Annotated in this window: 23 protein-coding genes and 1 tRNA gene; 20 read left to right on the forward strand and 4 right to left on the reverse strand. The window is 64.0% G+C overall.

What is annotated here, in order from left to right; all coding sequences use genetic code 11:
• Positions 1-642: a TetR/AcrR family transcriptional regulator gene (locus tag QQL28_RS29715; RefSeq protein ID WP_284271235.1), complete on the reverse strand. Its 642-nt coding sequence runs from the start codon at positions 640-642 to the stop codon at positions 1-3.
• Positions 643-728: 86 nt separating this feature from the next.
• Here QQL28_RS29715 and QQL28_RS29720 point away from each other — a divergent pair, with 86 nt between their 5' ends.
• From QQL28_RS29720 to QQL28_RS29785, 14 genes are all read left to right on the forward strand, one after another.
• Complete coding sequence (locus QQL28_RS29720) at positions 729-1,667, forward strand: SDR family oxidoreductase (RefSeq protein ID WP_284271236.1); 939 nt, start codon at positions 729-731, stop codon at positions 1,665-1,667.
• 26 nt (positions 1,668-1,693) lie between these two features.
• A complete protein-coding gene (locus tag QQL28_RS29725) occupies positions 1,694-2,353 on the forward strand; it encodes a Rossmann-fold NAD(P)-binding domain-containing protein (RefSeq protein WP_284271237.1) in 660 nt (219 codons plus the stop codon).
• Positions 2,354-2,441: 88 nt separating this feature from the next.
• The gene (locus QQL28_RS29730; RefSeq protein ID WP_284271238.1) at positions 2,442-2,885 is read left to right on the forward strand and encodes a DUF2948 family protein; all 444 of its coding nucleotides are present in this window, start codon (positions 2,442-2,444) and stop codon (positions 2,883-2,885) included.
• 83 nt (positions 2,886-2,968) lie between these two features.
• Positions 2,969-4,264 (forward strand): histidinol dehydrogenase, encoded by a 1,296-nt coding sequence (gene hisD, locus QQL28_RS29735; protein ID WP_284271239.1) that lies wholly within the window; start codon positions 2,969-2,971, stop codon positions 4,262-4,264.
• On the forward strand, positions 4,261-4,755 hold the full coding sequence (locus QQL28_RS29740) for a UPF0262 family protein (protein ID WP_284271240.1): 495 nt from the start codon (positions 4,261-4,263) through the stop codon (positions 4,753-4,755). The genes hisD and QQL28_RS29740 overlap by 4 nt, the downstream gene beginning before the upstream one ends.
• 6 nt (positions 4,756-4,761) lie before the next feature.
• On the forward strand, positions 4,762-5,232 hold the full coding sequence (locus QQL28_RS29745) for an arsenate-mycothiol transferase ArsC (RefSeq protein ID WP_284271241.1): 471 nt from the start codon (positions 4,762-4,764) through the stop codon (positions 5,230-5,232).
• Between the two features lie 164 nt (positions 5,233-5,396).
• The gene (locus tag QQL28_RS29750) at positions 5,397-6,026 is read left to right on the forward strand and encodes a Maf-like protein (RefSeq protein WP_284271242.1); all 630 of its coding nucleotides are present in this window, start codon (positions 5,397-5,399) and stop codon (positions 6,024-6,026) included.
• Between the two features lie 181 nt (positions 6,027-6,207).
• Complete coding sequence (gene yacG, locus QQL28_RS29755) at positions 6,208-6,390, forward strand: DNA gyrase inhibitor YacG (RefSeq protein ID WP_284271243.1); 183 nt, start codon at positions 6,208-6,210, stop codon at positions 6,388-6,390.
• A 185-nt stretch (positions 6,391-6,575) separates the two neighbouring features.
• A tRNA-Phe gene (locus tag QQL28_RS29760) sits at positions 6,576-6,651 on the forward strand.
• Between the two features lie 380 nt (positions 6,652-7,031).
• Complete coding sequence (locus QQL28_RS29765; protein WP_284271244.1) at positions 7,032-7,664, forward strand: DUF1326 domain-containing protein; 633 nt, start codon at positions 7,032-7,034, stop codon at positions 7,662-7,664.
• A gap of 48 nt (positions 7,665-7,712) precedes the next feature.
• Positions 7,713-8,522: a DUF2182 domain-containing protein gene (locus tag QQL28_RS29770; protein ID WP_284271245.1), complete on the forward strand. Its 810-nt coding sequence runs from the start codon at positions 7,713-7,715 to the stop codon at positions 8,520-8,522.
• Positions 8,523-8,661: 139 nt separating this feature from the next.
• Positions 8,662-9,060 carry a nuclear transport factor 2 family protein gene (locus QQL28_RS29775; RefSeq protein WP_284271246.1) on the forward strand — a complete coding sequence of 133 codons (399 nt, stop codon included), beginning with the start codon at positions 8,662-8,664 and terminating at the stop codon, positions 9,058-9,060.
• 434 nt (positions 9,061-9,494) lie between these two features.
• Positions 9,495-9,707 carry a hypothetical protein gene (locus QQL28_RS29780; protein WP_284271247.1) on the forward strand — a complete coding sequence of 71 codons (213 nt, stop codon included), beginning with the start codon at positions 9,495-9,497 and terminating at the stop codon, positions 9,705-9,707.
• A gap of 519 nt (positions 9,708-10,226) precedes the next feature.
• Positions 10,227-10,652, forward strand: coding sequence for a hypothetical protein (locus tag QQL28_RS29785; RefSeq protein ID WP_284271248.1), 426 nt, complete (start codon positions 10,227-10,229; stop codon positions 10,650-10,652).
• Positions 10,653-10,845: 193 nt separating this feature from the next.
• Here the strand turns inward: QQL28_RS29785 and QQL28_RS46210 are convergent, their stop codons facing one another.
• Together QQL28_RS46210 and QQL28_RS46215 are read right to left on the reverse strand one after the other, a co-directional pair.
• Positions 10,846-11,055 carry a PaaI family thioesterase gene (locus QQL28_RS46210; protein WP_431309660.1) on the reverse strand — a complete coding sequence of 70 codons (210 nt, stop codon included), beginning with the start codon at positions 11,053-11,055 and terminating at the stop codon, positions 10,846-10,848.
• 4 nt (positions 11,056-11,059) lie between these two features.
• Entirely contained in the window at positions 11,060-11,290 is a 231-nt protein-coding gene (locus QQL28_RS46215) for a hypothetical protein (RefSeq protein WP_431309661.1), read from the reverse strand.
• Between the two features lie 207 nt (positions 11,291-11,497).
• Here QQL28_RS46215 and QQL28_RS29795 point away from each other — a divergent pair, with 207 nt between their 5' ends.
• The 4 genes from QQL28_RS29795 (at position 11,498) to QQL28_RS29810 (ending at position 14,741) form a co-directional block, all read left to right on the forward strand.
• Entirely contained in the window at positions 11,498-12,160 is a 663-nt protein-coding gene (locus QQL28_RS29795; RefSeq protein WP_284271249.1) for an FABP family protein, read from the forward strand.
• Positions 12,161-12,179: 19 nt separating this feature from the next.
• Positions 12,180-12,905 (forward strand): RibD family protein, encoded by a 726-nt coding sequence (locus QQL28_RS29800; RefSeq protein ID WP_284271250.1) that lies wholly within the window; start codon positions 12,180-12,182, stop codon positions 12,903-12,905.
• A gap of 8 nt (positions 12,906-12,913) precedes the next feature.
• On the forward strand, positions 12,914-14,197 hold the full coding sequence (locus QQL28_RS29805) for a flavin monoamine oxidase family protein (protein WP_284271252.1): 1,284 nt from the start codon (positions 12,914-12,916) through the stop codon (positions 14,195-14,197).
• A gap of 109 nt (positions 14,198-14,306) precedes the next feature.
• Positions 14,307-14,741 carry an EVE domain-containing protein gene (locus QQL28_RS29810; protein ID WP_284271253.1) on the forward strand — a complete coding sequence of 145 codons (435 nt, stop codon included), beginning with the start codon at positions 14,307-14,309 and terminating at the stop codon, positions 14,739-14,741.
• Between the two features lie 56 nt (positions 14,742-14,797).
• Here the strand turns inward: QQL28_RS29810 and QQL28_RS29815 are convergent, their stop codons facing one another.
• On the reverse strand, positions 14,798-15,091 hold the full coding sequence (locus QQL28_RS29815) for a hypothetical protein (RefSeq protein WP_284271254.1): 294 nt from the start codon (positions 15,089-15,091) through the stop codon (positions 14,798-14,800).
• Between the two features lie 375 nt (positions 15,092-15,466).
• Between QQL28_RS29815 and QQL28_RS29820 the strand changes: the two genes are divergently transcribed.
• The gene (locus tag QQL28_RS29820) at positions 15,467-15,832 is read left to right on the forward strand and encodes a hypothetical protein (RefSeq protein WP_284271255.1); all 366 of its coding nucleotides are present in this window, start codon (positions 15,467-15,469) and stop codon (positions 15,830-15,832) included.
• A gap of 12 nt (positions 15,833-15,844) precedes the next feature.
• Complete coding sequence (locus QQL28_RS29825) at positions 15,845-16,963, forward strand: tetratricopeptide repeat protein (RefSeq protein WP_284271256.1); 1,119 nt, start codon at positions 15,845-15,847, stop codon at positions 16,961-16,963.
• Positions 16,964-17,017 lie beyond the last annotated feature (54 nt).

The following is a 17,017-nucleotide window of genomic DNA, read 5'->3' on the forward strand; positions in this document are numbered from 1 at the left end:
TCACTTCAAAATCCCTCTGATCGCGTCGAACATGCGCTTGACGAAGGCTTCCGGCTTTTCGCGTGCGTCTTCGGTGATCCAGACTTCGCCGCCGACGCGCATCGCGCCGGTTGCGATCATCGCGACGAGACGGGCGCGGAGTTTGTCGGACTTTTTGTTCGTGCGCCGGGCAAGCCCATCGGCAAGCGCGCGTTCGAGCCGCTCATATTTGAGCTGGTCGCGCGCCTGCAGGCCCGGATTGTTGCGCTTGAGCCGTGCCATCGCGAGCGCCTCGCTCGGATCGAGCCGTTTCGTCGCCGCCGCGATGGCATTTTCTGCGGCCGTCAGCAGGGATTCGCTTGCAGGGCGTGCGGCGACCTCCTCGGTGAGCGAGGCGGCGATATCCTCCTGCCAGGCGAAGACCACGTCCTCCTTGCTCGCGAAATAGTGAAAGAAGCTGCGGCGTGACACCTCGGCGGCCGCGGCGATATCGTCGATCGTCGTCGCCTCGAAGCCGCGCTGAAGGAACAGCGCCATCGCGGCCCCGGTCAGCCGCTCCTGCGTCGCCTTGCGCTTGCGCTGCCGAAGGCCGGGTGTGGGGGAGGATTTTCCCCTCGGCGACAATGGCTTGGCGCGGCTTCTGGCCGTCTTCGCGGCGGTCAAATTTTCACCTCTTGCAAAGTTGCACTAAGTGCACATTTAGAGCGGTCGCGGGGCGCTTCAATGAGACAAACGTGCTGGAGACTGGCATGCCCGACTGGACCACGGCCGATATTCCCTCGCTTGACGGCAAGACCGCCATCGTCACCGGCGCAAGCGGCGGGCTCGGTTATGAGACCGCGCTGGCGCTCGCCGGTGCCGGTGCTACCGTCATACTCGCCGGCCGCAGCGAGGCAAAGGGCCAGCGTGCCCTCGAGCTGATCTGCAACCGCTTCCCGAACGCCCTGGTCGCTTATGAGGAGCTCGATCTCGCGCGGCTTGGTTCGGTCGCCGATTTTGCCAGGCGGATTGCCGCCATGCACGACCGGCTGGATATCCTGATCAACAATGCCGGCGTGATGGCGTTGCCGAAACGCTGCGAGACCGCCGACGGGTTCGAGATGCAGCTCGGCATCAACTATCTCGGCCACTACGCATTGACCGCGCATCTGTTGCCGCAGCTCCGCCGCGCCCAGGGCGCGCGCGTGCTCCAGCTCGCAAGCCTTGCGCATCGCTCCGGTCGAATCGACTTCGACGATCTCCAGAGCAAGCGCTCCTACCGGCCCTGGCGCGCCTACTGCCAGTCCAAGCTCGCGATGCTGATGTTTGCGCTGGAATTGCAGCGCCACAGCAATGCTGCCGGCTGGGGGCTTACGAGCGTTGCCGCGCATCCCGGCTTCGCGCGCACCGAGCTGATCGCCAATGGTCCGGGCACGGGTACGCTGTCGTGGCGCATCGGGCAATTGATCCAGCCCTATGTCAGCCAGTCTGCGGCCGAGGGCGCGCTGCCGACGCTGTTCGCCGCAACCGCGCCCGCCGCGCAAGCGGGCGGCTATTACGGCCCGAACGGCTTCTACGAATTGAAGGGGGCGCCTGCGCCGGCGAAGATCATGCCGCAGGCAAAAGATCTCGCGTCGGCCGCCATGCTGTGGGATGCCTCGGCGACGCTGACCGGCATATCCTTCGACGAGTTTGCGGTCGCCGCCTGACCGGGGCCCTCGGGGAGGATGGTCGGATGAACGTCATCATCTTCGGCGCAACCGGCATGGTCGGGCAGGGTGTTTTGCGCGAATGCCTGATCGATGCCGGGGTCGAGCGCGTGCTGGTGGTCGGGCGCAGCCCCACGGGATTGCGCAACGCCAAGCTCCAGGAGATCGTCCACGACGATTTCCTGGACTATCGCCGCATCGCGCCGCAGCTTTCGGGCTTTGAGGCCTGCTTCTTCTGCCTCGGCGTCTCCTCGATCGGCATGAGCGAGGAGCGCTACCGCCATCTCACCTACGACATTACGCTGGCCGCGGCGACGACGCTTGCAGAGCTCAATCCCGGCATGACCTTCGTCTATGTCACCGGCGCCGGCACCGACTCGACCGAGCAGGACAGCCGGATGTGGGCGCGCATCAAGGGCAAGACCGAGAACGATCTTTTGAAGCTGCCGTTCAAGGCCGCCTATATGTTCCGTCCCGCGGGCATCCAGCCCCTGCACGGCATCCGTTCGAAGACGGCCTGGGTGCAGGCATTTTACGTCGCAACCTCACCACTCCTGTCGGTGCTGCGCCGGCTTGCTCCGGGCATCATGACCACGACCGAGCAGATGGGCCGCGCCATGATCGCCGTTGTCCGCCGGGGCTATCCAAGGCCCGTGCTGGAGAGCCGGGATATCAATGGCCTCTAGGCCGCCGCCCGGGTAGCCTCTCGGAAACTGCCAGCGGTCTGGCTGCGTTGAGGCGCAGCCCCGCGACGCCCATGAGAGGTGCAGGCCGATGCCGCCCCAGCTCAAACTGATTGCGCTCGATGCCGACGACCTCGCCGTCATCTCCACCCATGTGCAGGACGCGCGGGTGCAGACCTCCGACATCATCTGGCGGCAGGGCGAGAAACGGCTGGTGGTCGGCATGAACCGGCTGGACTGGGAACAGACGCTGGAAGGCGAGACCGAGCCGCGCCGGCTGGTCTCCGCACTCCGCTTCGACCGCGTCCTCGCCTGCAAGTCGCGCAATATCGACCTCGCCGCGCCCGAGCGGGTCTTGGACCTCGTCGGCATCGAGTTTCATGGCCAAAACGCCCCGGGCGGCAGCGCACTCCTCCTGTTCGCCCATGGCGGCGCGATCCGGCTCGACGTCGAATGCCTGGAATGCGAGCTGACCGACCTCGGAACGGACGAGCTGGGGACAGGGGAGGTCGGGACGACAGCTCCCAAGGGTTGACGGCGGTGGCCCGCCGCGCCATTGAGCAGGGGACCTGGTGAGCCCGATCCACCCCCAAAGACCAGCCAAAAGACCGTCGCAACATGCCCATTCGCCTCGACCGCAGCAGCGCCGATTTCGACCAGCGATTTGCGGCCTTCCTCGCCGCCAAGCGCGAGGTCTCGGCCGACGTCGAGGCCGCCGCGCGCGCGATCGTCGATGATGTGGCAAGGCGCGGCGACGCCGCGCTGATCGAGGCGACGCGCAAGTTCGACCGGCTCGAGCTCGATGCGGCCTCCTTGCGCGTCTCCGCCGCCGAGATCGAGGCCGCGACGAAAGCCTGCGATGCCGCAACGCTGGATGCGCTGAAGCTCGCCCGCGACCGCATCGAGACCTACCACGCCCGCCAGCTGCCGAAGGACGAGCGCTTCACCGATCCGCTCGGCGTCGAGCTCGGCTGGCGCTACACGGCGATCGAATCGGCCGGCCTCTACGTGCCCGGCGGCACCGCGGCCTATCCGTCCTCGGTGCTGATGAATGCGGTGCCGGCCAAGGTCGCTGGCGTTGCGCGCCTCGTGATGGTGGTGCCGTCGCCCGACGGCAAGCTCAATCCGCTGGTGCTGGCGGCCGCCCATCTCGGCGGCGTCAGCGAGATCTACCGCGTCGGCGGCGCACAGGCCGTCGCCGCGCTCGCCTATGGCACCGCGACGATCGCGCCGGTGGCCAAGATCGTCGGTCCCGGCAACGCCTATGTCGCCGCCGCAAAACGGCTCGTGTTCGGCAAGGTCGGTATCGACATGATCGCCGGTCCCTCCGAGGTGCTGGTCATCGCCGACGACACCGGCAATGCCGACTGGATCGCCGCCGACCTGCTGGCTCAGGCCGAGCATGATACGAGCGCGCAGTCGATCCTCATCACCGATTCCGCGCGGCTCGCCGCCGATGTCGAGAAGGCGGTCGAAGCGCAGTTGAAGACGCTGCCGCGCGCGGCGATCGCCGGCGCCTCATGGGCCGATTTCGGCGCCGTCATCATGGTGAAGAGCCTGAGCGACGCCATCCCGCTCGCGGACGCCATCGCCGCCGAGCATCTCGAGATCATGACGACGGACCCGGACGCGCTCGCCGCAAAGATCCGCAATGCCGGTGCCGTGTTCCTCGGCGCGCACACGCCGGAAGCGATCGGCGACTATGTCGGCGGCTCCAACCACGTGTTGCCGACCGCGCGTTCGGCGCGCTTCTCCTCGGGGCTTTCGGTGCACGACTTCATGAAGCGCACCTCGATCCTGAAATGCGGTCCCGATCAGCTCCGTGCGCTCGGGCCCGCCGCGATGACGCTCGGCAAAGCGGAGGGGCTGGATGCCCATGCCCGCTCGGTGGGATTGCGCCTCAATCTGTCATGAACAAGACCGCACAGGACGACACGCAGAATCGCATCGTCGGCGTCACGCTCGACGAGGAATCGATCGGCCGCTCCGGGCCTGACATCGAGCATGAGCGCGCGATCGCGATCTACGATCTGATCGAGCAGAACCTGTTCGCGCCGGAAGGCGCCGACGGCCAGGGCCCGTTCACGCTGCATATCGGCATCACCGGCAATCGGTTGATGTTCGACATCCGTCGCGAGGACGCCACGCCCGTGGTCGCGCATCTGTTGTCGCTGACGCCGTTCCGACGGATCGTGAAGGACTATTTCATGATCTGCGACAGCTACTACCAGGCGATCCGGACCGCGACGCCGGACAAGATCGAGGCCATCGACATGGGCCGCCGCGGCATCCATGACGAGGGATCACGCACGCTCCAGGAGCGGCTGAAGGGCAAGGTGCGGGTCGATTTCGAGACCTCGCGCCGGCTGTTCACGCTCATCACCGTCCTGCACTGGAAAGGCTGATCGCGGATGGCAGCGGCGCCCCCACGCGCACGCGATCCGCAATCGGTGCTGTTTGCCTGCGCGCTCAACAGCGTGCGCTCGCCAATGGCCGAGAGCCTGTTGCAGCACATGTTTCCGCACGGGCTCTACGTCAAATCCGCCGGCGCCAGGAAGGGCGAGCTCGATTCCTTCGCGGTCGCCGTGATGGCCGAGCTCGGGCAGGACATCTCCACCCACAAGCCGCAGACCTTCGAGGAGCTGGAGGATTGGGAGGGGCTGAACTTCGACCTCATCATCACGCTCTCGCCCGAGGCCCATCACAAGGCGCTGGAGCTGACGCGCACGCTCGCCGCCGACGTCGAATACTGGCCGACGCACGATCCGACCGGCACCGAAGGCAGCCGCGACCAGAAGCTCGCCGCCTATCGCGAGGTCTGCGACCAGCTCCTGCTCCGCATCCGCAAGCGCTTTGCGAAGGCGGGGGCCGCGAGCGGGTAGGGCGAGGCGAAGGGGCCGTAACACCCGCGTCACAGACCGCAGGCACACGCATCTTGTGTCCCCCTCGAATCGCTAAAGTCCGGGTTCCCGGGTTGTGAAACCGGCCCCCTTCCGATAGGTTCCGCGCGCAATTCACCCCCTGCTTCGTCCCCCAAAATCACCTGATGCTCGGCCGCCCCAAATTCGTTCTTGCCTCCGGTTCGCCACGGCGCCTGTCGCTGCTCAATCAGGCCGGCATCGAGCCCGATGCCTTGCGGCCGGCCGATGTCGACGAGACGCCGAAGCGGGGCGAGCTGCCGCGCGCCTGCGCCAATCGCCTCGCCCGGGCAAAAGCCGATGCGGCGCTCAAATCGGTGCAGCTCGACGATGAGCTGCGCGGCGCCTTCATCCTCTCGGCCGACACCGTGGTCGCGGTTGGCCGCCGCATCCTGCCCAAGGCCAATCTGGTGGACGAGGCCGCGCAGTGCCTGCGGCTGCTCTCGGGCCGCAACCACCGCGTCTACACCGCGATCTGCCTCGTTACCCCGCGTGAGGCCTTCCGCCAGCGCCTGGTCGAGACCCGCGTCCGCTTCAAGCGCCTCTCCGAGGACGATATCCAGGCCTATATCGGCTCCGGCGAATGGCGCGGCAAAGCCGGCGGCTACGCGGTGCAGGGCATCGCCGGCTCCTTCGTGGTCAAGATGGTCGGCTCCTACAGCAACGTCGTCGGCCTGCCGCTCTACGAGACCACCACGCTTCTGGGCGGCGAAGGCTTCCCCATCCGCTTCGGCTGGCTCAACGCCGTCGGCGTCTGAACCCCCTCCCACCAAAATCTCGAAAACAACCCCATGCAAAGGAGTCGGGCGCACTGGCGGTGCGCTCCCTCCCCCCTTGCGGGGGAGGGCTGGGGAGGGGGTAGCCGCGAGTCCCGTCGTAGCCGTCAAGGAACTCCCGCCGTACAGCCCATTTACCCTCGACGTGGTGTAAAGTTGCCCGATGGACGATCAATCCAAAAAGCCGCTTCCCCCGCTCAAGACCTGCCCGATCTGCGGCAAGCCCCAGTCCCAGGCCACCCGCCCGTTCTGCTCCTCGCGCTGCCGCGACGTCGACCTCAACCGCTGGCTCAAGGGCTCCTACGTCATCCCCGGCCGCGACGATGAAGTCGACGACATAGAATAATAAATAATATCAATTACTTACTTGAAGTTGACGGGGCCGCTGGCGGCCCCATCCCAGCCCCGCCCCACCTTGTACACAGCCGGGCCGCGCCCCGCGAAGCCAAAGGCGAAGCGTGGGTGGACAGGCCGCCCCGAGCCCACTATAAACCGCCCGCTCGATGGGCCTTGGCCCCTCTGTTGGAGCACGCCCAGGTAGCTCAGTTGGTAGAGCATGCGACTGAAAATCGCAGTGTCGGTGGTTCGATTCCGCCCCTGGGCACCAGCTTTCGCTGCTTCGCAGCTACGGCTCGGCGAGCCAAACTCCCCTCTCTCCTAGCGAAGCGGCAAAGGCTGTCGCGCCGGAGCCTTGGCGGACGCGGACTGGCTCAGCAGGCTATCTTCACGTGGCACGCGCAGCGAGATACCTCGGCTCCGCGTCATGAGGTCTCGCTTCGTTCAACCCATCGTGTGTACCGCGTCAGACCGCGGCTGATATGCTTCCTCCATCAGGACAGTAATTGCAGTCCGCAAGCAGACTTCGCGGCGATGTGGCTTTCTGATCGGATATCGATCCCGCTCGCGCTTTTTTGACGCTCAACGAATTTTACGCTGAAAGAAATTCATTCGCGGCTGCCTCGTCCTCCTCACACTGGGAGATGTGCCATGGCTGCATCGGACTGGCGTCTCGAAGGCGAATGGATCAAGAATTGCACTTGTGCGTTTGGCTGCCCCTGCGACTTCAACGCCCTGCCGACCCAGGGCTATTGCAAGGGCATGGTCGGCATGAGGATCACCAAGGGACATTTCGCGGGCACCAAGCTCGATGGGCTCTGTTTCGCGGCCACCGTCGATTTCCCAGGCGCGCTGCATGAAGGCAACGGCAAAATGCAGCCGATCGTCGATGAGCGTGCAACGCCGGAACAGCGCCAGGCGCTGTTTGACATCTTCTCCGGCAAGCATTCCGCCGAGGGTACGCTGTTCCACATCCTCAGCCTGATCGTGACGACCATTCACGATCCCGTCTTTGCGCCGTTCGAATTTTCCTTCGACAAGGACGGGCGCGTCGCCAGGCTCGTGGTCAAGGGCGTGCTGGAGACTGAGGTCGAACCGATCAAGAATCCGGTGACGGGTGCGCCGCATCGCATTCAGGTGGTCATGCCCGAGGGCTTCGAGCACCGGGCCGCCGAGGTCGCCTCTTCCAACATCCGCTCGAACGGCGCGATCAAGTTCGAAACGAAAGGCACGCACAGCTCGCTCGCCAAGGTGGTGCAGACGCCCGACGGCGTTGCCGCCTGAGGCGCTGAATTCGCCGTTCCAACTTGCCGCGCTGCCAGCGAGGGGCTCATGACCGAGCCAAGCGTGCTCAAACCAAGCGTGCTCGAACAAGGCGTGCTCGAACAGGTGCTGCGTCGCGACCGCCTGGTCGTTGCGGTCGGGCTTGTCGCGGTGGTGGCGCTCGCCTGGGCCTATCTGGCGGTCGGCGCCGGCATGGACACCGACATGATGGCCGACATGCCGGACATGGCGCCGATGCCATGGACACCGCTCTACGCCGTGCTGTTGTTCGCGATGTGGTGGGTGATGATGATCGCGATGATGGTGCCGAGCGCGGGGCCCACCGTCCTCTTGTACGCGACAGTCAAGCGCAGGCAGGAGACTGCGTCAGGCGGAGCGAAGGAGGTCTGGATCTTTCTCGCCGGCTATCTGCTGGCATGGGCCGCCTTCAGTCTCGTCGCGGTTCTGGCACAATGGGTGCTCGAACGAGCCGGGCTCTTGTCGATGGCGATGGCAAGCACGAGCGCCATCCTGGGCGGCATGATTCTTCTGGCCGCGGGGCTCTACCAGTTCACACCGCTCAAGCGTGCCTGCCTTCGCTACTGTCAAAGCCCGCTGCTGTTCCTGAGCAGGTACTGGCGGGCCGGCAGAAGCGGAGCGCTCCGCATGGGAGTTCGCCACGGCAGCTATTGCGTCGGCTGTTGCTGGTTCTTGATGGCATTGCTGTTCGTCAGCGGCGTGATGAATCTGGCCTGGATCATCGCCATCGCACTCTATGTCGCCTGCGAGAAGCTGCTGCCGTTCGGCCGCAGGCTCAGCCATGCGGCCGGAGCGACCCTCATCATAGCGGGTGCGATTCTGCTCGCGCGGACGGCGTGAGATGCACGATGCAAGGTGCCGTGCCCGCCACGGCGTTTCATTTCGATCCGAGAGGAGGTGATTGCACGAATTAGCGAGCGCGGATTTCTTTTCGAATGTCATCGCGTGAAAACCACCTTCAATGCAAGGAGCAGGTCCTATGGCCACCAATCTCGAGATCGCAAAGCAGGGCTATGAGCTTTTCCAGCAGGGCGACATTGCAACGCTCGTCAACGACATGGTCGCCGACGACTGCACCTGGATATCGCCTGGCCCGAAGGACAAATTGCCCTGGGCTGGCCAATTCAGGGGAAAGCAGGGGGTTGCCGGATTCTTCACGAAAATCGCGGAGAATATCGAATTCTCCGAGTTTGCGCCGCGCGAGATGATCGACAAGGGCGACACGGTTGTTGTCCTGGGCTCATCCGCCGGTCGGATGAAGAAGACAGGCAAGGTCAGCAAGAACGAATGGGCCCACGTGCTGAAATACCGCCAGGGAAAGCTGGTGTTCTTCCAGGAATATTACGACACGTCAGCGGAAGTCGCCGCGATGTCGTGACGGCAGGAGTGAGGATCGCGAAGGGCGCCGAGTGGCGCCCTTCAGGTTTGCCGGCTTTCGCTGCGATCGAACGCGCCTTGCGCGCGAGCGAGCGCCGCGAGCGGCCAGTGGAGATAGAAATCTGGCGCTAAAGCATGATCCGGAAAAGTGTGAAGCGGTTTTCCGAAAAGATCATGCACAAACAACAACCTAAAGCGCGATGTCGATTCATACTAATCTCATCGGACTAGTCTCGCTGCAAGCGAGGAGGATCCATAAGCCGCATCAGTCGTAGAGGCGAAAGCTTCTATTTCGGCGCTCGAAGATCGACGATGCCACCCTAAAAGGGTCGGCGACAACGCTTGGTTTGCATCTTGCACCTCATACGGGTCTTGATGCACACTCGCGCGGTAATTGCATCTTTGTTAAGATATTATTGGCGCGGGAGCCGAACATTGAACAGCTACGTCTTTGCTGCGGCTAGCGGACTGTTCCTGGGAATTGCGATCGTTTGGTGGGTTCGTCCCGACACCAACGCTGGAGCAGCCTTTATCGTAGTCGTAGCCACGACGTTTTGTTTGGTCTCGGGTGTCGTGCTGTCCTTTCTTGGCAAGGTATTCGCAAAAGCTAGGGGGCGCTCGGCCGGAGAAAAAAATGATATCATGTAGGTTTCTATTGGCATCTCTGATTATGTTCAGCGTTTCTTGCGGTGCTGATGCTGCATGTGATCCCAATGATCCTGAATGCAAAGGCGCGCGTGCGGGCGGCCAAACCATTGACAGACCGAGCCCTACGGTCAGTCCCGCCTGCTGCGCAGGAGGCGGGGGAGAAGGCGGCTCCGCCGCCGGCGGTGCAGGGGCTCTCCAACTGATGGAAGCTACGGCGGCGTCGCGACGTTCCAGCGTGGTCGTAGCAACGACAGCCAGATCATTCAGTACGGCAACGGTAACGGTGCTGGCATCCATCAGGTCGGCAGGAATTCTGGGGGGACAGTTAGCAATGCGTCTGCGCCCCTTCAGCCGGTGCGCGCATATCTGCGGGCAAAGGAAATACCTCCTGTCGGAGCGGGCGCGTACGGTCTCGTCGTTTTTCATTCCAAGGCCACCTCGGCTAATCGATCCAAGTTGAAGATGGTTTGTAACGCCTTCGTCGCGTTCTTTCCTCGCAATGAAACATCGAGCGTTCCATTGAAAGACCAGATGATAACTGTCTGGCCGATCGACAATCCCGACGCAAACCAAGCCAGGAAAGACAGCTGCGACTACGCAGTAGAACACTACGATCTCAATGCCTCCGAAGCTGCCATTAGGGACGCTCGGCTTCAGCAAGCAAACTTTGACGGGGAGGGACCTTACTTGGTTGGCTGGTCGCCTTCTAACGTGAGAGGAGCGCCTGATAAGCTGGTCTTAGTCATCGACATGTCTGCTGATAACAATCAGGCGCTCATTGATCAGAAATTCCTGTTTTGGAAAAAGCAGATTGTCGACGACCCGTCACGCTGGAGAAATGGATTTTCGGTTGAAAGCGTACGAGCAGCCATTCGGATTTTCGCTGATCAGTATGGTCAGGCGATGCTTGATGCCATCAAGTTGCTTGGAGAAAAAAAGCTATAGGCGGCACGGCAAGCCAACGTATGTTCTTGGCTTCAATGGGGTGGGCTCGAGTTGATTGTCACAGGTAAGGGTCTTGGACTAGCTCATCCCGCATGTCGCTTCGCTCATGCGGGCTACGTACTGTGACAGTGCGCTCCTGGACCGACAGACACGCCTGGTCGACCGCGGCTGCGACAACGTTAGCTCGGAAAAATCAGGCAGGTCGTCGTGCCATGCGCGAACGTCCCTTGGTGTCGGTTACGCGGCCTTCTGCCGTCCCGACACGACGGCCGCAGTTCAGGACCCTGCCCTCGGCCCGGATCTGGCCGGTCTCCAGCGTGATGGCTCGGACCAGCGAGATCTTGAACTCGAGCGTCGTGCTGCCGACGCTTCTTTCGAGCATCGACTGGATGGCGAGGCCCATGCAGCTATCGAGAAGCGTCGCTGTCAGACCGCCATGCACCGTACCCCAGGTGCGCGCCTGTTGGATCGAGCGTGATAGCGACCCGACCGCTTTCGGCCTCGACCACGTCGTAGCCCAAGGTCTGCGCGATCGTGTTCAGGGGTAGCGCTCCGCTGGCGAGGCCTTTGACGAACTCCAGCCCGCTCATCTCCTTTTGTCGCTCGGGACAGACCGTCCCGTAGGTCCTGTTGGCCATGTTTACCTTCAATTCTCTCAGCAATGACTGTGCGGATGACATCCAACCGCAAGGTGTCACCGAGAGCCACCCGAAACCTGACTCGCTGGCCGCGCTGGCTTTCTCGGTGGGGGCCCTTGCCCACTCGCGTTTGTGAAGCACGTGCCGAACCATGCGCGCCACCCGCATGCTATTGCTGCTCCCCGTACCCCCGCGGAGGCCGCCCCCATGCTCCCCATCCCCGCCGACATCTTCACAGAACCCGACGACGTCTCCCCCGACGGCCTCGCCAATCTCGGACCGCTCCGCCGTCTCGCCGGGGTCTGGCAAGCGGACAAGGGCATCGACATCAATCCGAAGGCCGAAGGGCCGGAGCGGCGGACGTTCGTCGAGCATATCCGGATGGACCCGATCGATCCGCAGGCCAACGGGCCGCAGCTGTTTTATGGGCTGCGCTATCACATCCACATCAACACGCCCGAGGAAGACATCACCTTCCACGACCAGGTCGGCTACTGGCTGTGGGAGCCTGCGACCGGACTCATCATGCAGACGCTGGCCATACCGCGCGGCCAGGTGTTGCTTGCTTCGGGCAAGGCCAAGCCGGATGACAAGAAGATCTCGGTCACGGCGAAACGTGGCGAGACGAACTACGGGATCTGCTCGACCGACTTTCTGGAACAAGCCTTCCGCACGGACAGTTACCGCTGCGACATCACCTTCAACGATGATGGAAGCTGGACCTATCTGATCCAGACCGAGTTGTTCGTGAGAGGCGCGCCGTTCAATCATCACGACAGCAACACGCTCAAGCTCGTCGCGCCGCCAAAGCTTAACCCGCTCGCGGTGATCCTGAGCGATCGCGCCAAGGGCAGTGGGCCGGCGGCTTGAAAGTATCCCGGAGATTTGCATGAAGCCCTACGTCATCTGCCTGATGGCCTCGAGCGTCGATGGCCGCACGCATCACAGCCGCTGGCGGCCGAAGGGCGCGGGCTCGGAGTGGTTCGAGCGGATCCATGACGAGCTCGGCGGTGATGCCTGGCTGATCGGCCGCGTCACCGGTTCGGAATTCGCCAAAGGCAAGCCGTATCCCACGACGACGAACGCGACGTTTCCGCGCGAAAACTGGTTTGCGCGGCGCGACGCCAAGACCTCTGATATCAAGGCCTACGGTGTCGTGCTCGATGCGCATGGCAAGATCGGCTGGGGCCGCTCCGATATCGGCGGCGATCCCATCGTCGTGGTGTTGACCGAGGGCGTGTCGGATGCGCATCTCGCGGGGCTTCGCGGCGAGGGCGTGTCCTACATCTTTGCCGGCAAGTCGGAGATCGATCTTTCGCTGACGCTCGACATTCTCAATCGCGAGCTCGGCGTGAAGCGGCTGTTGCTGGAGGGCGGCGGCGCTGCCAACGGCGCATTCTTGCGCGCGGGGCTCATCGACGAGCTGAACCTGATCCTCTGTCCGGCCGTGGACGGCGCCAGGGGCGCGCCGATCGTGTTCGACTCGACCGAAGCCGAGAGTGAGCAGCGTGCGCCGGTCATCGCGATGACGCTCGAGAGCACAAAGCCGCTCGGCGGCGGCGTATTGCTGTTGCGCTATCTCCTCAAGAACGATCCGAACGCCGCGGGCCAGTAAAGCAGGGCATGTCGGACACATCAGAGCATATCGTGGTCGTCGGCGCGGGCGCGGCCGGTCTGATGGCGGCGCGCGAGCTCGCCCGTGCCGGCCGGCGCGTGACGATCCTCGAAGCGCGGATGCGCTGCGGCGGGCGGATTCTTCCGCTTTCCGCCGCGGAGTTCGGATATGAAGCGGCCGGCGGCGCCGAGTTCGTCCATGGCGAGGCGCCGGTCACGCGCGCTCTGCTCGCCGAAGCCGGGCTTTCGCTGGCCACGATCGCAGGGACGCAATGGAGCGTTGAGGGCGGAAAGCTCTCGCGCGAGGCGCGCCACGATCCGCACGAGGTCGAGCTTCACCAGGTGGTGAAGGAGGTGAAGGACGACCTGACCGTCGATGAATTCCTGCGCCGCTATTTTGCTGACAGCCAATACGAATCGCTCCGGCAGTTCGTCACGCGGATGGTGGAAGGTTATGACGCCGCCGATCCCGCGCGCGCCAGCGTGCTCGCGTTGCGCGACGAATGGATGGCCGGCGGGCGGCATGCGCAGGGGCGCATCGTCGGCGGCTATGGCGCGCTCATCGAGTTTCTGGAGGCCGAATGCCGCGCCCGCGGCGTCGACATCCGTCTCGGCTCCATCGTATCAGGAGTCGAAGAGGCCGATGGTGGCGTCGTTATCCGTTGCGGCAACGGCGAGGTGCATCGCGGCGATGCTGCGGTCCTCACGGTGCCGGTGCCGCTGCTGAAGGAGATCGCGCTGCCGCGCGCAGCGCGCGAGAAGGCCGCGGTTGCGGCGGATATCGGCTTCGGCAACGTCATCAAGATCCTGCTGCGTTTCGAGCGGCGCTGGTGGCTCGACCGGCAGGCGGATATCACCGACCTGACCTTCCTGCTGTCGGATGAGAAAATCCCGGTGTGGTGGACGCAGCATCCGGCCGGCGATGCCGTGCTCACCGGCTGGTTCGGCGGCCCGCAGACGGCCAGCCTTGCCGGCCTCACTGAGCCGGAGTTGATCGAGGCCGGTCTTGCTTCGCTGGCCGGCATCTTCGGCCTGTCGCCGAACGATCCGGCGCTAAGGTTGATCGCCGCGCGGGCGATCAACTGGGCGCACGATCCCTACGCGCGCGGCGCCTATTCCTGGGCCACGCCGCAGACGCGCGATGCGCAATCGATCCTCGCCAGCGCCGATGGCACCGCCGTGCTGTTCTCCGGCGAAGCCCTCTACCGCGGCCGGGACATGGGCACGGTCGAGGCGGCGCTGGCGAGTGGGCGGGAGACCGCGGCGGTCATTTTGAAGGGGTGTGTCAGGTAGTAGCGCGGCCGCGGCGAGCCTCTCCTCCCCAAGACTGCTGCCAATATCTGACACTGCCTGCTGCTAGCCTTCCACCAGTGCCCAACAGCGGCATTTTGGAGGACCTCACATGAAGCACTGGATCGCCGTCGCCTCGGCCCAGCATGTCCGGATCGGGCGTGCACACGGCTTCATGCAGGTCTGCCACGGCAAGGGCGGGCCGTTGCGGCGGATCTCGCCGGGCGATCACGTCGCCTATTACTCGCCGACTGAAACTTTTGGCGGCAAGGATCGGCTCCAGGCTTTTACCGCGATCGGCGTGGTCAAGCCGGGCGTGCCCTACCAGGCCGACATGGGCGGCGGCTTCCACCCGTTCCGCCGCGACGTCGCGTGGAGTGACGCCGCCGAGGTGCCGATCCGGCCGCTGCTCGAAAACCTCGCCTTCACGCGCGACAATCCGAACTGGGGCTACAAGCTGCGTCTCGGCCTGTTCGAGATTTTGGGCGAGGACATGGAGCTGATCCGCCATGTGGCGACGTCGATCCGGCCGCTGCAGCTGGCTTGAACGCCGCGACGCAGATCCCTCAAACAAAAAGCCCGCATCACTGCGGGCTTTTCGTCTCACCAGCGGTGGCCGCCGTAATAGCCGTGCGGCCTGCCGTGGTAGACATGCGGTCGCGGATAATAGCCGTAACTGCGGTAGTACGGGCGTGAGTAGCCGTGCGGTCGCCAATGATGATGGCGCGGACCGTGCCAGTGATGATGCCGGCCTTGCGCGCTGAAGTCGGTCGATTGGCGGGACTGCGTGTGCGGCTTGTCGTGTAATTTGGCCGCGCCCTTGCCGGCGGCATTCGCCGCGGATGAACCTGCGAGCGCCGCAGCCGCAACAGCTATTGCCACAAAGAGACTCTTCATTCCGTCACTCACTCCAATTGATGTGTGCGGGGATAACGGAATGACGCGCTCGTGCGTTCCGGCGACAAAGTGCCGCCTTGCCCAGCGCTTTGCCGGCGCAGAATCGCCGCAAAGATTGATGCGCGGCATTCCTCACTGTCATCGCTCGCTTGACCGGGCGATCCAGTACTCCGAGACGGTGATGATGAGATCGATGAGCCGCGGCGTACTGGATGCCCGGCCTTCGCGGGGCATGACACCGGCATTTGGGGCGCGGGCATGCGCGATGACCGAACGCTTTCACCGCCGACATCTGAACGCAATGCCCGCCAGCTGCGACAGATGCATGATTGTCCCGTCACGGGTCTCGCCGAGAATCCTGCCAAGAATCCTGTCATGAAACGCGCTGCCATCATCTGCATTACCCTGCTGCTCGCCCTTCACGCCAATGCCGCCATGGCGAAGTCGATCACCTGCTCCTACCCGGCGGACCAGGAGCTGACCTTCGAGGTGCCGAAGAAGCAGGGCGGCCTGCCGCCGATCGACTTCGACTACCCGTCGAAGGTCACGCTGTTCAGCTTCCGCGACGACAATCTCTTGGTCGTCGCCATGGACGAGTCGGACAAGAGCCGCGTCCGGGTGGTGATCTCGGCGCAGCGCGACAAGGCCAAGGGCATCTACGCCGGGCAGATCGTGACCGACCTCGGCGGCAATCAGCTCATGCTCGACAATGGCCCCGTCACCTGCAAGGTGAAGGGGTAGCGGACCCGATGCATGCGCGCATCCCTTGTTCTGGCAACGGCCATCATGGCGTCGATCGCACTCTCAGGCCTGGCCATGGCGGCTGACGAAAAGCCCTGCCACGAGACGGTTGATGATGCGGCGATCGCCCGTTGCCGCGCGGCCGTGACGAGCGAGATGGCGACGCCGCGCGATCTCGCTAGCGTGCTCTGGGAGCGCGGGCGCAACACGATGCGCGCCGATGATCTCGATGGCGCGCTGTCCGATCTCGACGCGGCGATCGCGGCCGACCCCAGCTTTGCCGCCGCGTTCAACAGTCGCGGCGTCGCCCTTCGCCGACAGCATCGTTATGAGAAGGCGCTGGCCGATTTCGACGCGGCGATGCGGCTCGAGCCGGCCAATGCGATCTTCCCGGCCAACCGCGGCCGGACCTGGCAGGAGATGCGCGATCTCAATCGCGCGATGGCCGATTACGACCGCGCACTGGCGCTCGATCCGAAGCAGCTCACCGCGCTCTATGGCCGCGCGCTGGTGCATCATGCGCGCCGCGAGCTCGATGCCGCGATCGCGGGCTTCAATGCGGCGCTGGCGCTCGATCCGAACAACGCCATCGGGCTCGCCAATCGTGCCGACGCCTTTCATGACAAGGGCGAGTTCGATCGTGCCATCAGGGATTACGGCGAGGCGCTGCGGATCGACGCGCATTATGGCGCGGCGCTGATCGGCCGTGGCCGCGCCTATCAGGAGATGGGCAATTTCGCTGCGGCGATCGCCGACTACAGCGCGGTGCTCGCGGTCGATCCAAAAAACATCTTCGCCCTGCACAATCGCGCGGCCGCCTATGTCCGCACCGGCGATTTCGATGCCGCGATCGCTGATACAACGAAGGCGATCGCGCTCGATCCGAACGATGCGACCGCCTACCTCAACCGCGGCAGCGCCCACGCCTTCAAGCGCGACTATACGAGTGCGATCGCCGACTATTCACAGGCGCTGCGCATCGACGCCGACGATGTCGATGCGCTCGCCGCGCGCGGCCAGGCATACGAAGAGCTCCGCGACTTCGCCCATGCGAGCGCCGACTACGCCCGGGCCCTGAAACTCAGGCCTGATCTCCGCGAGATTCGCAACCGCCTCACGCGCCTGCGATAGGCGATGGGATTTGACAGCCGATATTGCAAATGAATTGTTTTGCAGGATTGATGT

This window comes from Bradyrhizobium iriomotense (assembly GCF_030160715.1).
GTDB classification, from domain to species: Bacteria; Pseudomonadota; Alphaproteobacteria; order Rhizobiales; family Xanthobacteraceae; genus Bradyrhizobium; species Bradyrhizobium iriomotense.

What these genes read in the sequence shown, in the direction of transcription:
- QQL28_RS29720 (WP_284271236.1), top strand. Translation starts at nt 729, where the DNA reads ATGCCCGACTGGACCACGGCCGATATTCCCTCGCTTGACGGCAAGACC.
- QQL28_RS29725 (WP_284271237.1), top strand. Translation starts at nt 1,694, where the DNA reads ATGAACGTCATCATCTTCGGCGCAACCGGCATGGTCGGGCAGGGTGTT.
- QQL28_RS29730 (WP_284271238.1), top strand. Translation starts at nt 2,442, where the DNA reads ATGCCGCCCCAGCTCAAACTGATTGCGCTCGATGCCGACGACCTCGCC.
- hisD (WP_284271239.1), top strand. Translation starts at nt 2,969, where the DNA reads ATGCCCATTCGCCTCGACCGCAGCAGCGCCGATTTCGACCAGCGATTT.
- QQL28_RS29740 (WP_284271240.1), top strand. Translation starts at nt 4,261, where the DNA reads ATGAACAAGACCGCACAGGACGACACGCAGAATCGCATCGTCGGCGTC.
- QQL28_RS29745 (WP_284271241.1), top strand. Translation starts at nt 4,762, where the DNA reads ATGGCAGCGGCGCCCCCACGCGCACGCGATCCGCAATCGGTGCTGTTT.
- QQL28_RS29750 (WP_284271242.1), top strand. Translation starts at nt 5,397, where the DNA reads ATGCTCGGCCGCCCCAAATTCGTTCTTGCCTCCGGTTCGCCACGGCGC.
- yacG (WP_284271243.1), top strand. Translation starts at nt 6,208, where the DNA reads ATGGACGATCAATCCAAAAAGCCGCTTCCCCCGCTCAAGACCTGCCCG.
- QQL28_RS29765 (WP_284271244.1), top strand. Translation starts at nt 7,032, where the DNA reads ATGGCTGCATCGGACTGGCGTCTCGAAGGCGAATGGATCAAGAATTGC.
- QQL28_RS29770 (WP_284271245.1), top strand. Translation starts at nt 7,713, where the DNA reads ATGACCGAGCCAAGCGTGCTCAAACCAAGCGTGCTCGAACAAGGCGTG.
- QQL28_RS29775 (WP_284271246.1), top strand. Translation starts at nt 8,662, where the DNA reads ATGGCCACCAATCTCGAGATCGCAAAGCAGGGCTATGAGCTTTTCCAG.
- QQL28_RS46210 (WP_431309660.1), bottom strand. Translation starts at nt 11,055, where the DNA reads ATGGGCCTCGCCATCCAGTCGATGCTCGAAAGAAGCGTCGGCAGCACG.
- QQL28_RS46215 (WP_431309661.1), bottom strand. Translation starts at nt 11,290, where the DNA reads ATGGCCAACAGGACCTACGGGACGGTCTGTCCCGAGCGACAAAAGGAG.
- QQL28_RS29795 (WP_284271249.1), top strand. Translation starts at nt 11,498, where the DNA reads ATGCTCCCCATCCCCGCCGACATCTTCACAGAACCCGACGACGTCTCC.
- QQL28_RS29800 (WP_284271250.1), top strand. Translation starts at nt 12,180, where the DNA reads ATGAAGCCCTACGTCATCTGCCTGATGGCCTCGAGCGTCGATGGCCGC.
- QQL28_RS29805 (WP_284271252.1), top strand. Translation starts at nt 12,914, where the DNA reads ATGTCGGACACATCAGAGCATATCGTGGTCGTCGGCGCGGGCGCGGCC.
- QQL28_RS29810 (WP_284271253.1), top strand. Translation starts at nt 14,307, where the DNA reads ATGAAGCACTGGATCGCCGTCGCCTCGGCCCAGCATGTCCGGATCGGG.
- QQL28_RS29815 (WP_284271254.1), bottom strand. Translation starts at nt 15,091, where the DNA reads ATGAAGAGTCTCTTTGTGGCAATAGCTGTTGCGGCTGCGGCGCTCGCA.
- QQL28_RS29820 (WP_284271255.1), top strand. Translation starts at nt 15,467, where the DNA reads ATGAAACGCGCTGCCATCATCTGCATTACCCTGCTGCTCGCCCTTCAC.
- QQL28_RS29825 (WP_284271256.1), top strand. Translation starts at nt 15,845, where the DNA reads ATGCGCGCATCCCTTGTTCTGGCAACGGCCATCATGGCGTCGATCGCA.